12 protein-coding genes and 1 tRNA gene are annotated in these 12,644 nt (G+C 67.4%); 8 read left to right on the top strand and 5 right to left on the bottom strand.

The window, feature by feature from the left end:
* Positions 1–25: 25 nt before the first annotated feature.
* From pstS to pstB, 4 genes are all read left to right on the top strand, one after another.
* The gene (pstS, locus tag HQ306_RS04620) at positions 26–1,123 is read left to right on the top strand and encodes a phosphate ABC transporter substrate-binding protein PstS (protein WP_027504269.1); all 1,098 of its coding nucleotides are present in this window, start codon (positions 26–28) and stop codon (positions 1,121–1,123) included.
* 90 nt (positions 1,124–1,213) lie between these two features.
* Positions 1,214–2,251, top strand: a complete 1,038-nt coding sequence (pstC, locus tag HQ306_RS04615; RefSeq protein WP_027504268.1) for a phosphate ABC transporter permease subunit PstC — start codon at positions 1,214–1,216, stop codon at positions 2,249–2,251.
* Positions 2,252–2,254: 3 nt separating this feature from the next.
* Positions 2,255–3,184: a phosphate ABC transporter permease PstA gene (pstA, locus tag HQ306_RS04610; RefSeq protein ID WP_027504267.1), complete on the top strand. Its 930-nt coding sequence runs from the start codon at positions 2,255–2,257 to the stop codon at positions 3,182–3,184.
* 15 nt (positions 3,185–3,199) lie between these two features.
* Positions 3,200–3,976: a phosphate ABC transporter ATP-binding protein PstB gene (gene pstB, locus HQ306_RS04605; protein ID WP_027504266.1), complete on the top strand. Its 777-nt coding sequence runs from the start codon at positions 3,200–3,202 to the stop codon at positions 3,974–3,976.
* 87 nt (positions 3,977–4,063) lie between these two features.
* Here pstB and phoU read toward each other — a convergent pair whose 3' ends face one another.
* From phoU to HQ306_RS04585, 4 genes are all read right to left on the bottom strand, one after another.
* Positions 4,064–4,741, bottom strand: a complete 678-nt coding sequence (phoU, locus tag HQ306_RS04600) for a phosphate signaling complex protein PhoU (protein WP_027504265.1) — start codon at positions 4,739–4,741, stop codon at positions 4,064–4,066.
* Positions 4,742–4,816: 75 nt separating this feature from the next.
* Positions 4,817–6,799 (bottom strand): LCP family protein, encoded by a 1,983-nt coding sequence (locus tag HQ306_RS04595; protein ID WP_056446775.1) that lies wholly within the window; start codon positions 6,797–6,799, stop codon positions 4,817–4,819.
* A 63-nt stretch (positions 6,800–6,862) separates the two neighbouring features.
* A complete protein-coding gene (gene dusB / locus HQ306_RS04590; protein ID WP_222627832.1) occupies positions 6,863–8,002 on the bottom strand; it encodes a tRNA dihydrouridine synthase DusB in 1,140 nt (379 codons plus the stop codon).
* Positions 8,003–8,129: 127 nt separating this feature from the next.
* Positions 8,130–9,098, bottom strand: a complete 969-nt coding sequence (locus tag HQ306_RS04585) for an acyl-ACP desaturase (RefSeq protein ID WP_027504262.1) — start codon at positions 9,096–9,098, stop codon at positions 8,130–8,132.
* A gap of 353 nt (positions 9,099–9,451) precedes the next feature.
* On the opposite strand from HQ306_RS04585, the gene HQ306_RS04580 reads away from it, so the two are divergent.
* From HQ306_RS04580 to HQ306_RS04570, 3 genes are read left to right on the top strand one after another with little or no spacing between them, the layout of a single operon-like run.
* A complete protein-coding gene (locus HQ306_RS04580; protein WP_373428398.1) occupies positions 9,452–10,066 on the top strand; it encodes an AIM24 family protein in 615 nt (204 codons plus the stop codon).
* A 1-nt stretch (position 10,067) separates the two neighbouring features.
* Complete coding sequence (locus HQ306_RS04575; RefSeq protein WP_222627828.1) at positions 10,068–10,739, top strand: AIM24 family protein; 672 nt, start codon at positions 10,068–10,070, stop codon at positions 10,737–10,739.
* 15 nt (positions 10,740–10,754) lie between these two features.
* Entirely contained in the window at positions 10,755–11,507 is a 753-nt protein-coding gene (locus HQ306_RS04570; RefSeq protein WP_027504259.1) for an AIM24 family protein, read from the top strand.
* 28 nt (positions 11,508–11,535) lie between these two features.
* On the opposite strand, the gene HQ306_RS04565 is transcribed toward HQ306_RS04570, so the two are convergent.
* Positions 11,536–11,608 (bottom strand) — tRNA-Lys (locus HQ306_RS04565).
* Between the two features lie 320 nt (positions 11,609–11,928).
* On the opposite strand from HQ306_RS04565, the gene HQ306_RS04560 reads away from it, so the two are divergent.
* Positions 11,929–12,579, top strand: coding sequence for a ScbR family autoregulator-binding transcription factor (locus HQ306_RS04560; protein WP_222627826.1), 651 nt, complete (start codon positions 11,929–11,931; stop codon positions 12,577–12,579).
* The last annotated feature ends 65 nt before the right edge of the window (positions 12,580–12,644 follow it).

Below are 12,644 nucleotides of genomic sequence, written 5' to 3'. Positions count from 1 at the left end.
GACGGGCTGTTTCTGGAGGAGACAGGTGAAGCTCGAGCGCAGCATTGCCCTCATGGGTGTACTGGCTGTCGGCGGATTGACGCTGGCTGCATGTGGTTCCGACGCGAACGTCGAGGCCACCGGCAGTGGTGACTCCGCCGCGACGTGCGAGGGCAAGAGCCCCATCACCGGCGAAGGATCGTCGGCGCAGCAGAACGCGATGTCCAACTTCACGTCCGTCTACTCGGGTGTGTGCTCCGGCAAGGCCGTGGAGTACACCGTGAGCGGTTCCGGCAACGGCCGGACCCAGTTCGTCGCCGGTCTCGTGGACTTCGCGGGCTCGGACTCGTCCATCAAGGAAGAGCAGGCCGACGCGGCCGCCACGCGCTGCGCCGGCAACCCGGCGTGGAACCTTCCCCTCGTGTTCGGTCCGGTCGCCGTGGCCTACACGCTCGACGGTGTCGACGACCTGGTCCTGACGCCCGACGTCATCGCCCAGATCTTCACCGGCAAGATCACCACCTGGAACGATCCGGCCATCGCCGCGCTGAACGAGGGCGCGTCGCTCCCGACCACCGCCATCACGCCGATCTACCGCTCGGATTCCTCGGGCACCAGCGACAACTTCCAGCGCTTCCTGTCCGACGCCGCACCGCAGTCCTGGACGCTGGACCACAGCTCCGACTGGGCCGGTGGAGTGGGCGAGGGCGCCAACGGTTCGTCGGGCGTCGCTCAGGCCGCTGCCGCCACCCCGGGCGCCATCACGTACGTCGAGAAGGGCTTCGCCGATCAGGAGAACCTGACCGCGGCGCAGATCGACTTCGGCGCCGGTGCCGTCGAGCTCACCACCGAGACCGCCGCCAAGGCGATCGACACGGTCACCTTCTCCGGTGACGGAAACGACCTCGCGCTCGATACCGACGCACTGTTCGCCAGCAAGGAAGCCGATTCCTACCCGCTGGTGCTGTCGACCTACGAGATCGTCTGCTCCAAGGGCTACGACGCGGAGACCGCCGCGGGCGTCAAGTCGTTCCTGCTCAGCGCTGCCAACGAGGGCCAGGAAGGCCTCGAGGCTGCCGGTTACGTGCCGCTCCCGGACAGCTTCAAGGAGCGTCTGGTGACGGCGATCAACGCCATTTCCTGACACACTGGTTCTCGCCTGCATCACCCCCGAAGACCATTCACCGGGTGATGCAGGCGATGCCGTACCACCCCACACGAGACAGTGAGCGGTATGAGCGACACCCATTCGATCAGCGACGTCACGCCGGCCACCACATCGGCCGTGAGCGCCGCTCGCAAGACGGAAGCGCCGACACCAGTGCCCGACAAGAAAGCCTCAGGTACGGTCACCCGCCCGGGTGACCGCATCTTCTCGACGCTCGCCACCGGTTCCGGTGTCTTCGTCATCGTCCTGATCGCGGCGATCGGTGGGTTCCTCCTGTGGCGGGCGATCCCCGCGCTGCAGAACAACACCGTGAACTTCTTCACGTACAACGGGCAGTGGAGCACGTCGGACACGTCCGCCATGCTCTTCGGTGTCCGTGACCTGTTCCTGGTCACGGCCACGGTGTCGGTGGTGGCTCTGCTGATCGCCATGCCGGTGGCACTGGGCATCGCGATCTACCTGACGAACTACGCCCCGAAGCGTCTGGCGGGCCCGCTGGGCTACGTCATCGACCTGCTGGCCGCCGTGCCGTCCATCGTCTTCGGACTCTGGGGCCTGTACGTTCTCGCGCCGGTCATCTCGCCCGTCGCCGAGTGGCTCAACACGAACCTCGCGTGGTTCCCGCTCTTCGCCACCGGTTCCGTCTCCATCGCCGGCGGCGGCACCATCTTCACCGGTGCGATCGTGCTCGCCGTCATGATCCTGCCGATCATCGCCGCGGTCACCCGCGAGGTGTTCGTCCAGACGCCCCGTGGCCAGATCGAGGCTGCTCTCGCCCTCGGCGCCACTCGGTGGGAGGTCGTGCGCACCACGGTCATCCCGTTCGGCAAGTCCGGCTTCGTCAGCGGCTCGATGCTGGGCCTTGGCCGCGCGCTCGGCGAGACCATCGCGCTCTACATCATCATCCGCAGCACCCAGGAGACGTTCGGCTGGACGCTGTTCGACGGCGGCAACACCTTCGCGACGAAGATCGCACTGGCCGCGGGTGAGTTCAACAACCAGCTGCAGGCCGGTGCCTACATCGCCGCGGGCCTGGTGCTGTTCGTCCTCACCTTCGTCGTCAACGCCGGCGCCCGCGCCGCCATCGCTGGAAAGAAGGACTGACCCATGGCCGACACCACGTCCGGTGGAACCGCCACCATGGATCGCCCCGTCAAGGAGCCGACCTTCCAGGGTGTCAGTGCCCGTCGCAAGGCCTCCGACTCGATCGCGACGGTCCTCGTGTCCCTCGCGGTGCTCATTGCGCTCGTCCCACTGATCTGGGTTCTCTACACCGTCGTCTCCCGCGGTATCGGCGCCGTCGCGTCGGCCGACTGGTGGCAGTACTCGCAGGCGGGTGTCACCCCCTTCAAGGAAGGCGGCGGCGCGTACCACGCGATCGTCGGAACGCTGCTCCAGGGACTCTTCTGCGCGGTCATCTCCATCCCGATCGGCATCTTCGTCGCCATCTACCTCGTCGAGTACGGCGTGGGCACGCGGCTCGCGAAGGCCACGACGTTCATGGTCGACATCCTCACCGGTGTCCCGTCCATCGTCGCGGCGCTGTTCATCTACTCGCTGTGGATCGCGACGTTCGGCTTCGACCGGTCGGGTCTGGCTGTCTCGCTCGCCCTGGTCCTGCTCATGATCCCCGTGATCGTGCGCTCGGCGGAGGAGATGCTGCGCATCGTTCCCCAGGACCTGCGCGAGGCGTCGTACGCGCTGGGTGTGCCGAAGTGGAAGACCATCGCCAAGATCGTCGTCCCGACGGCGCTCTCGGGCATCGTCACGGGCATCATGCTCGCTCTCGCCCGCGTCATGGGTGAGACGGCGCCGGTGCTGATCCTGGTCGGGTCCGCGACGGCCATCAACTTCAACCTGTTCGCCGGTCCGCAGACGTCGCTGCCGCTCATGATGGTCGACCTCCAGAAGGCCGGAACCGCTGCCCTCACCAGCGAGCGGATGTGGGGTGCAGCCCTCACCCTCATCCTCATCGTCGCGGTGCTGAACATCGGCGCGAAGCTGGTCTCCCGCTTCTTCGCTCCCAAGAACTTCTGACAGAAGGATCTCGACATGGCAAAACGACTCGATCTCAAGGACGTCAACATCTTCTACGGCAAGTTCCACGCCGTGTCGAACGTGACGCTCTCCGTTCCTCCTCGTAGCGTCACGGCCTTCATCGGACCGTCCGGCTGCGGCAAGTCCACGGTGCTCCGCTCGCTGAACCGCATGCACGAGGTCACCCCGGGTGCCCGCGTCGAGGGCTCGGTGCTGCTCGACGGCGAGGACATCTACGGTTCCGGCGTCGACCCGGTCGGCGTTCGCCGCACCATCGGCATGGTCTTCCAGCGTCCGAACCCGTTCCCCACCATGTCCATCCGTGACAACGTCGTGGCCGGCCTGAAGCTGCAGGGTGGCCGCAGCAAGAAGCAGCTGGACGAGGTCGCGGAGGAGTCGCTCAAGGGCGCGAACCTCTGGAACGAGGTCAAGGACCGCCTCGACAAGCCGGGCGGCGGTCTGTCCGGTGGTCAGCAGCAGCGTCTGTGCATCGCCCGTGCGATCGCGGTGCAGCCCGACGTCCTGCTCATGGACGAGCCCTGCTCGGCTCTCGACCCGATCTCGACGCTGGCGATCGAGGACCTGATCGGTGAGCTGAAGAAGGACTTCACCATCGTCATCGTCACGCACAACATGCAGCAGGCTGCACGTGTGAGCGACCAGACCGGCTTCTTCAACCTCGAGGCCACCGGCAAGCCCGGCAACCTGATCGAGATCGACGACACCGAGAAGATCTTCTCCAACCCGTCGCAGAAGGCCACCGAGGACTACATCTCCGGTCGCTTCGGCTAGACCGCAGCTCGCGCGTCCACACACGGAAAGGGCGCCCTCCCCGCGGGGAGGGCGCCCTTTCGTGCGTCCGGGTACCGAGTGGAAGAACTAGGACACGTGCTGCGCGGGAGGCGTCGGCAGGTCGCTGGGCAGGCTGCCGGTGACCAGGAAGATGACTCGGCGGCCCACCTCGACGGCGTGGTCGGCGAAGCGCTCGTAGAAGCGACCCAGCAGGGTCACGTCGACGGCTGCGGCGACGCCGTGCTTCCACTCCTTGTCCATGAGGACGCTGAACAGGTGGCGGTGCAGGTCGTCCATCGCCTCGTCCTCCTCACGGAGCTTCGCGGCGCGCTCGGGGTCGCGGGTCTCGAGCACCTCACGTGCGGAGGAGCCGAGAGCGACGGCGATGCGTCCCATCTCGGCGAAGTAACCGTTGACCTCCTCCGGCAGTGCGTGCTGGGGGTGGCGACGACGCGCGATCTTGGCGACGTGCAGGGCGAGAGCGCCCATCCGGTCGATGTCGGCGACGATCTGGATGCCGGAGACCACCGAGCGGAGGTCGCCGGCGACGGGTGCCTGGAGAGCCAGCAACGCGAAGGCGCGCTCCTCTGCCTGGGCACTGAGGTCGGTGATCTTGTCGTGCTCGCCGATCACCTGCTCGGCGATCCGGAGATCCGCCTGCAGCAGGGACTGCGTGGCGCGCTCCATCGCACTACCGGCCAGGGCGGCCATCTCGCCGAGCAGGTCGGCGAGTTCTGTCATCTGTTCGTTGTAAGCCACGCGCATGGCCCGATTTTACTCGGCCGTACGTGGGTACAGGGCATGCAGGCGGTGAACGGGCGGTGAATGCGGAGCAGCGATTCACACACAGGACTCGTCCGCCCCGTTCGTGACCGTCAGATCGCTGGGGAGCGCGACCTCCGTGGACGCTCCGGAGACCCCCGTCGCGAAGGTCGGAAGCAGGTCTCCGACGACGGTCGGCGGCATCAGGAAGCCCTGGAAATCCGTCCCCAGGACGACTTCGACGATGCCGCCCAGAGTCGGCGTCTCCTCGAGAACCGCTCCCGGAATGGTGCTGGCCACCGTCGACGCGTCCGCGATCGACCCGGCGCCGTACCGCACGACGGTCGCCGCGGCACCGGTGGTCTCGGCGTTGCCGGTCCCGACGACCTGGAAGCCGTAGGCCGCCAGTTCGTCCGCGGTGGTGGCGGCCAGTCCGCTGGTCTCCGAGGCGTTGGAGATCTGGACCGACACCAGCGAGGGGTCGACCGCGACCTGCGGTTCGGTGGTGACCGGCGGCGCGACCTCGGGGGTGGTCTCGGGTGCGCGTTCCTCACCGGGGAGCGGCTGGTCGTCGATGATCGCCTGGAAGATCGCCTTGATGTCGTCGGTGCGCGGGATCTCGTTGCCGTAGTCGGTGGTACCCGCGGTGGGGACGGTGAGGAACGTGACCGCGCCCGCCTCGACGCCGCGCAGCGACTTGCCGAGCGTCAGCAGATCCGACGTCTTCACGTTCTCGACGAACGTGTCGCGGGTGAACGCCGTGACGAAACCGTTGAGGGCGCCCGGGTCGAACAGCACGCGGTTGCTCAGCACGGAGCGCAGGAGCGAGGACAGGAAGAGTTGCTGACGTTTGATGCGTCCGTAGTCACCGGTGCCCTCGGCGTCCACCTTGCGGGCGCGCACGTAGTTGAGCGCGGTGCGTCCGTCGATGCGCTGTTCGCCCGCGGTGGCCAGGACCGTTCCCAGCTCCTCGTCGACCAGCGGAACCGGGGAACACACGTCCACCCCGCCGACCTCGTCGACCATCGACTCGAAGCCGGCGAAGTCGATACCCACGAAGTGGCCGATCCGCAGTCCGGAGATCTTCTGAATGATCTTGACCAGGCACTTGGGCCCACCGAGCGCGTAGGTCGCGTTGAGCTTGTCGCCGTCCGCGGCGGGATACATCTCGCCCGTGTAGTCACCGGTGGTGCTGTCCCAGCCCTCGCACTCGGGGCGTTCGACGTCGAGGTCGCGGGGGAACGACACGGCGACCACGCGACTGCGGTCGGCCGGGATGTTGATGAGCATGACGGTGTCGGACCGTGCACCCTCGGCATCGGCCACCGTGCCGGCGCCGATCTCACCACTGGCTCCGGCTCGGGTGTCCGTCCCGACGATGAGGTAGGTCTCGTCGCCGTACTGGCCGGGCGCGTCGACCACGTCGGTGGACTCGGTGTCCAGGGCCGCGACCTGCTCGAACCCGCGGTCGGTCGCCCGGAGATATCCCCACACGACACCGGTGATGACCAGGGCCAGGATCGAGACCATCGAGACGCCGACACGGCCTGCGACCCGCATCCGCTTGCGCTTGCGTGCCCTGCTGAGGGCGAGCCGCGTGAGCGTCGGGGGTGCGACGGGGCCGACCGCCTCGGGCGCCGGACGCTCTGCGGTGCGTCGCTCGTCCACGACGGGGGCGATCACCTCGGTGGGCGGCTCGGGATCCTCGCGAGGTGGAACCGGCGGGGACGGTGGAGGGCTCGACGCGACCGCTCGATCGTCCGCGCCGGAGGTCGGCGAGTCGTCGCGACCCGCTGCGCGTCCCCGGTTCGAACCGATGCGGGAGATCCGATCCACGACCTCGGCCACCGAGAGCCGTCGATCCTGGTCGTCGGACGAGGACGGCGGTGTCTGGTCGGGCTCGGGTCGATCCGCTGGCGGGCGCTGTTCCGGCGCGGGCTGCTCGGACGGGGGAGACGGTGTCTCGGGGTCGCGATCGGAGCGCGGCACTCGCGAGATGGGACGCTCCCAGGGGGCGCGTCGTCCGGGTGTGGGCGACCCCGGTTCGTTCTCGTCACCCACTGGTCGTTCCGTCTTTCTCTCGGGCGTCGAACAGTGGTCGACGGATCGACGCCATAGTACTGATCATCCGCCCGAGTGCATCAGATCGGCGCCCGCCGGCACCGCACAGTCCTCGGGATCGTCGAGCCAGCCGTCGGGCAGCGACACGGCGCCGGGGGAACCCTGGCGACCGCGGGGGCCCTCGGCGTCGGCCGGGAAGGGAACGGTCGGATCCAGGCGAGCCAGCAGCTCGTCGAGCTCCGCGAGTGTCGAGACGGTGGCCATGCGTACCCGCAGGTCCGAGCCGGCCGGGAAGCCGCGCATGTACCAGGCGACGTGCTTGCGCATCTCCCGGAGCCCGCGGCCCTCGCCGTGGTGGTCGGACAGCAGTTCCGCGTGCCGACGCATGATGACGGCGACCTCGCCCAGCGTGGGCGGCGTCGGCGCAGTGGTGCCGCGCAGAGCGGCGGACAGTTCGGCGAACAGCCAGGGGCGTCCCAGGCAGCCGCGGCCGACGACCACGCCGTCGCAGCCGGTCTCGGCCATCATGCGGGCGGCGTCGGACGCGTCGAAGATGTCGCCGTTGCCAAGGACGGGGACGTCGCGAACGTGATCCTTGAGGCGCGCGATCTCGGACCAGTCGGCCGTACCGGAGTAACGCTGCGCCGCGGTGCGCGCATGGAGCGCGACGGCCGCAGCACCCTCGCCGGCGGCGATCCGTCCTGCGTCGAGGTGCGTGTGATGCTCGTCGTCGATGCCGATCCGAAACTTGACGGTCACCGGGATGTCCGTCCCCTCGGTGGCCTTCACCGCCGCGGCGACGATGCGTCCGAAGAGCGATCGCTTGTACGGCAGGGCGGCGCCGCCGCCCTTGCGCGTCACCTTGGGCACGGGGCAGCCGAAGTTCATGTCGATGTGGTCGGCCATGTTCTCGTCGACGATCATCTTCGCGGCGTCGTACGTCGTGTCCGGGTCCACGGTGTAGAGCTGCAACGAGCGAGGCGTCTCGGTCGGGCCGAACGTGGTCATGTGCAACGTGGCGGGCTGCCGCTCGACGAGGGCACGCGCGGTGACCATCTCGCAGACGTAGAGCCCGGAGGTGCTGCCCGTCAGCGTCTCCTCGAGCTCCCGACACAGCGTGCGGAACGCCACGTTGGTGACACCGGCCATCGGCGCGAGGACGACGGGACTACGCAGGGCGAGGGAACCGATCTGCAGAGTCATGGTTGATCACACACCAGACATGGTCGACGGGAAACAGCGATGTGCCCGGCATCCGCGGAACGGGTGCCGGGCACATCGAGGGTATCCGTCGGAACTGGCACTCGGCCACACCGTGGTGCGGTGCGGGTCAGGATGCCTGCGCGGCCTGCCGCTTGGCAGCCTCGCGGGACAGCATGCGGTCGCGCTGCTCCTCGAACTTGAGAACGTCCTTCTCCAGCTTCTCGAGGAAGGCGGCGAGCTCCTCACGCGTCTGCTCGCCCTCGGCGGTGAAGTCGGTGCGATCGAAGATGTTCCACTTGCGCAGCACCGGCATGACGACGTCCTCGAGGTGCTGACGCAGATCGTAGATCCCGTGCTTGGCCATCAGCACGCCGTTGCGGCGGAAGTTGGGCATGCCGGCGCCGGGCATCTGGAAGTTCTGCACGATGTCGGCGATGGCACGCAGCGCCTGGTCGGGCGAGATGTCGAGCGCCGCACCGCACAGGTTGCGGTAGAAGATCATGTGCAGGTTCTCGTCGGCCGCGATGCGCTGGAGCATGCGGTCGGCGATGGGGTCGTTGCAGACCTTGCCCGTGTTGCGGTGGCTGACTCGCGTGGCCAGCTCCTGGAACGTCACGTACGAGACGGAGTGCAGGAAGCCCATCTGATCGTGGCCACCGGCAGCGGCCGAGGAGAAGCCGTTGGTCATGTGCTCGATGCGGGCCTGCTCGAGGGCGACGGGATCCACTCCGCGCGTGACCACCAGGTAGTCGCGCATGACGATGCCGTGGCGGTTCTCCTCGGCGGTCCACCGGCCCACCCAGGTGCCCCAGGCGCCGTCCTGCGAGAAGTTCTCCGCGATCTCGCGGTGGTACGACGGCAGGTTGTCCTCGGTGAGGAGGTTGGTGATCATGGCGGCCTTGGCCACCTCGTCGAGCCGAGACTGCTCGGGCGACCAGTCCTCGCCACCGAGCGCGGCGAAGTTACGCCCCTCGTCCCAGGGGACGTAGTCGTGGGGGTGCCACTCCTTCGCCATGGAGAGATGCCGGTTCAGATTCTCTTCCGCAACCGGCTGCAGCTCTCCGAGCAGCTCCAGTTGGGTCAGATCCCGTGCCATGCGTGTCCTCCAGAATGGTGTTCGGCTCACTGCTTCCGCGCGATGACCGCGCTGCCTCGTACTGTGAGGGCAGCCTACGGCACCGTAACTTCGATGTGAATTGCTTCGACGAGCCGCCGCGAGGGGTGCGTACCGTCCGGTAGACATTCATCGAGCGGGGCGACAGTTCGTTACGCCCGCCCGCCGTCGACCTCGTCCAGTATATGCCGCGGGGTACGGGGTACAGGTGTTGTGACTTCTGCGAGAAACGAACTCGATGTACTGTGCGTCACTCGGAGTCGCTGGCAGGGGACAGATCACCGGAGCCACTGTGGCGACGACCGTTGTCTGCCATTCTGTCTGCCGTGGCGCAACTGAGAACCGAGGGACACCGCGTTCTGGTCGTCGACCTGCACGGGGACAGCGTGCGGGCGGTCACCGGATCGATGATCGCGTACGAGGGCCAGGTGACCTTCCGGAACGCCGGGATGGGCGGTGGCGGTGGACTGCGCGCCGCTCTCAAGCAGAAGGTCACCGGCGAGTCGCTGTCCCTGATGGAGATGGCGGGGCAGGGAACGGTGCGGCTCGCGGTCGACGCGCAGCACGTCGTCGTCGTGCCGTTGGCGGGTGACGCACTCCACGTCGAATCGTCGCAGTTGCTCGCTCTGTCCGGCGGGCTGCGGTCCGATGTGGCCTTCGCCGGGCTCCGCGGCGCCTCGTCCGGGCAGGGCCTGTTCACGACGGTCGTCAGTGGACAGGGCGAGGTGGGACTGCTGTCCGCGGGCGGACCGCTCATCGCGCTCGAGGTGTCGCCGCAATACCCGTTGGTGGTCGATCCGGACGCCTTCGTCGCGCACCGAGGTCAGGTGACACAGAGCTTCGTCACCGACGTCACGTGGCGGTCGGCCGTCGGTGGCGGGAGCGGCGAGGCCTTCTCCCTCCGCTTCGACGGCACCGGTGTCGTCTACATCCAGCCGCAGGAGCGCTGACATGTTGGAACTCGTCAACAGCAAGGTCGTGAAATCGACCGTCGCCCTGGGCTCGCCCACGCTCGCGCGCCGTGGATCCATGTTGTTCCACCAGGGCGACGTCCGCTTCGTCCCGCACACGATCGGCGGCGCGGGCGGCATGCCGGGGATGGGTGCCGTCGCGGGTATGGCCGGCCGGATGATGTCGGGCGAGCACGTCGCCATGATGGCCGCCGAGGGGTCCGGCACCGTGCACTACGGCCACGCCGGGTTGCACGTGTCCGTCATCGATCTCGACGGGACCGGTGTCCTCTCGGTCGAGGCGTCACGGTTGCTCGCACACAGTGGCGCACTCTCGACATCGGTCGTACCCCTGACGCAGCAGGGAGGGGTCCGCGGCGCGGTGCGCGGGGCGATGACCGGGCAGGGCATGTTCACGACACAGGTCGCCGGACGTGGGCAGGTGGCCGTGCTGGCCCACGGTGGGACGGTCGAGATCGAGGTGGGTCCGCACCGGCCGCAGGTGGTGGTCGATCCGCAGGCGTACGTGTGTCACCGCGGCACTCTCACCGTCGACATCTCGGCGAACGTCGGGTGGCGTGACGCCGTCGGCCGCGGTTCGGGTGAAGCCGTGCAACTCGCGATCGGCGGCGCAGGGACCGTGTGGGTCCAGGCGTCCGAGCAGAAGTTCTGACGAGAGGGATCGGACATGACCGACGTCGTGCACAACCCCCACACCCTGCCGGTGAACGACAACGTGCCGGGAAACGACTACGCCTTCTGCATCGAACTCGCGGGACAGCCGTGGTTCACGGCGAAGGGCGCGATGATCGCCTACTACGGGTCGGTGCAGTTCGAGCCTCTCGGGCGGACGTCGATGGCGGCCGTCGTGGCCTCACGCTTCTCGTCGCCGCTGTACGCGAACGACTGGGTGCTCGCGAGCGGACACGGCAAGGTGCTGCTCGGCGATCGCGGCTTCGACATCAACTCGTTCGATCTCGACGACGGCAACCTGACCATCCGGGCGTCGAACCTGCTGGCCTTCGAACCCGGCCTCGAGCTGAAGCAGTCCATCGTGCCCGGTTTTCTCACGCTGCTCGGCACCGGGAAGTTCCTCGCCTCGTCCAACGGTGCGGTCGTGTTCGCCGAACCGCCCGTTCGAGTGGATCCGCAGGCACTCGTCGGCTGGGCCGACTGCCCCGCTCCGTCCCACCACTTCGACGCGCAGTGGATGCAGAGCTTCCTGGGGGCGGCGCAGGGGATGCTCCTCGGAGCACAGACGGGGGAGGAGCGGCAGTTCGACTTCACCGGTGCGGGAACGGTCCTGATCCAGTCGTCCGAGAAAGTGGTGAGCGACGCTCATCTGCTCCGCCACATCGAGTCGGAGACCGTGGCGCTGGGTCAGAACGCGTTGCGCTCACTCCATCAGAGCATCGGGGCCCGGCTGAGCCAGAATTCCTGAGCGTCGACGGGTGTGGGGAAAGACGTTGTGCCCCCAGTAGGGCTCGAACCTACGACCTGCGGATTAAAAGTCCGTAGCTCTACCAACTGAGCTATAGGGGCAGTGCTCGACGAGTGTAATGGACCCCGGGCGGACGCTCACGACCTGGCCTCGCGTCGGGAGTGACGCATTCACCATTCACCTATTCGCTATGAATCATCACCATTCTCGCCGGTCGACATTCGGACGCGGGCCGGGCATATATCCGACAAACCGGTCATCGGAACGCACGACACGCTGGTGGGGCCGTCCGAACACGCCGGACGAACCCGCTCGAGCTCGATGTTTGCGGCCACGTCCGAGGGGATTCTCAGGTTTGTCGGCTACCCTTCACTCAGTATCAGGGCCCTTCAGGGTGTTCAATTTCGGAGGCAGCAGCGCAATGGCACAGCAGGAACGTGCTCGACGCACCCGGGCCGCGATCGTCGAGGCAGCCGCGTACGAGTTCAGCAAGCGTGGGTACACCGCGGCGTCGGTCAACACGATTCTCGAGGGATCACGCGCCACCAAGGGTGCGATGTACTTCCACTTCAGCTCGAAGGAAGAACTGGCTCGCGCCGTTCTGCAGACCGCGATGGAGAAGTACGTCACGATCATGGACGTGGAGCGCCCGGACGGCGTCGACGCCCTCGAGTGGCTGCACAACCTCATCTTCCAGCTCGCCCGGTCCTTCGACGAGAACGTCGTCGTGCGTGCGGAGTTCCGTCTCGTCGTCGAGCCCGAGTTCCACGCGAGCATCCGCGAGGGAGCGGGCGCCGTGTGGGGTCGCACCGCACACAAGCTCGCGGCCGAGGCGCACGAGACCGGTCTGCTGCGCCCCGACATCGATCCGCGCATGTTCACCCGCGTGCTGGTGACCTCGCTCGCCGGCCAGCGGTACATGGCCGATCTGACTGCCGAGGACACCGACCTGGTGGTGCTGTTCGAGGAGTCCCTCGAGGTTCTCCTGATGGCGATGGCGTCGCGGGAATGGCTCGACAAGTGGCGCGTCAACGGGTGGCCCCGAGTCGACGCCGTGAGCATCGAAACATAGCCTCACCTGCGGATTTGTGAAATTCCGAAGCGGTGTCCTAAGCTATCCAAGCTCCCAACGGAACG

The sequence above is a fragment of the Rhodococcus sp. BP-160 genome (assembly GCF_019836205.1).
Taxonomy (GTDB): domain Bacteria; phylum Actinomycetota; class Actinomycetes; order Mycobacteriales; family Mycobacteriaceae; genus Rhodococcoides.
Note: the sequence above shows the minus strand (reverse complement) of the source record. Positions and strands in the feature narration are given on the sequence as shown.

What these genes read in the sequence shown, in the direction of transcription:
- HQ306_RS04585 (WP_027504262.1), bottom strand. Translation starts at nt 9,098, where the DNA reads ATGGCACGGGATCTGACCCAACTGGAGCTGCTCGGAGAGCTGCAGCCG.
- dusB (WP_222627832.1), bottom strand. Translation starts at nt 8,002, where the DNA reads ATGACTCTGCAGATCGGTTCCCTCGCCCTGCGTAGTCCCGTCGTCCTC.
- pstA (WP_027504267.1), top strand. Translation starts at nt 2,255, where the DNA reads ATGGCCGACACCACGTCCGGTGGAACCGCCACCATGGATCGCCCCGTC.
- phoU (WP_027504265.1), bottom strand. Translation starts at nt 4,741, where the DNA reads ATGCGCGTGGCTTACAACGAACAGATGACAGAACTCGCCGACCTGCTC.
- HQ306_RS04560 (WP_222627826.1), top strand. Translation starts at nt 11,929, where the DNA reads ATGGCACAGCAGGAACGTGCTCGACGCACCCGGGCCGCGATCGTCGAG.
- pstC (WP_027504268.1), top strand. Translation starts at nt 1,214, where the DNA reads ATGAGCGACACCCATTCGATCAGCGACGTCACGCCGGCCACCACATCG.
- HQ306_RS04570 (WP_027504259.1), top strand. Translation starts at nt 10,755, where the DNA reads ATGACCGACGTCGTGCACAACCCCCACACCCTGCCGGTGAACGACAAC.
- HQ306_RS04575 (WP_222627828.1), top strand. Translation starts at nt 10,068, where the DNA reads ATGTTGGAACTCGTCAACAGCAAGGTCGTGAAATCGACCGTCGCCCTG.
- pstB (WP_027504266.1), top strand. Translation starts at nt 3,200, where the DNA reads ATGGCAAAACGACTCGATCTCAAGGACGTCAACATCTTCTACGGCAAG.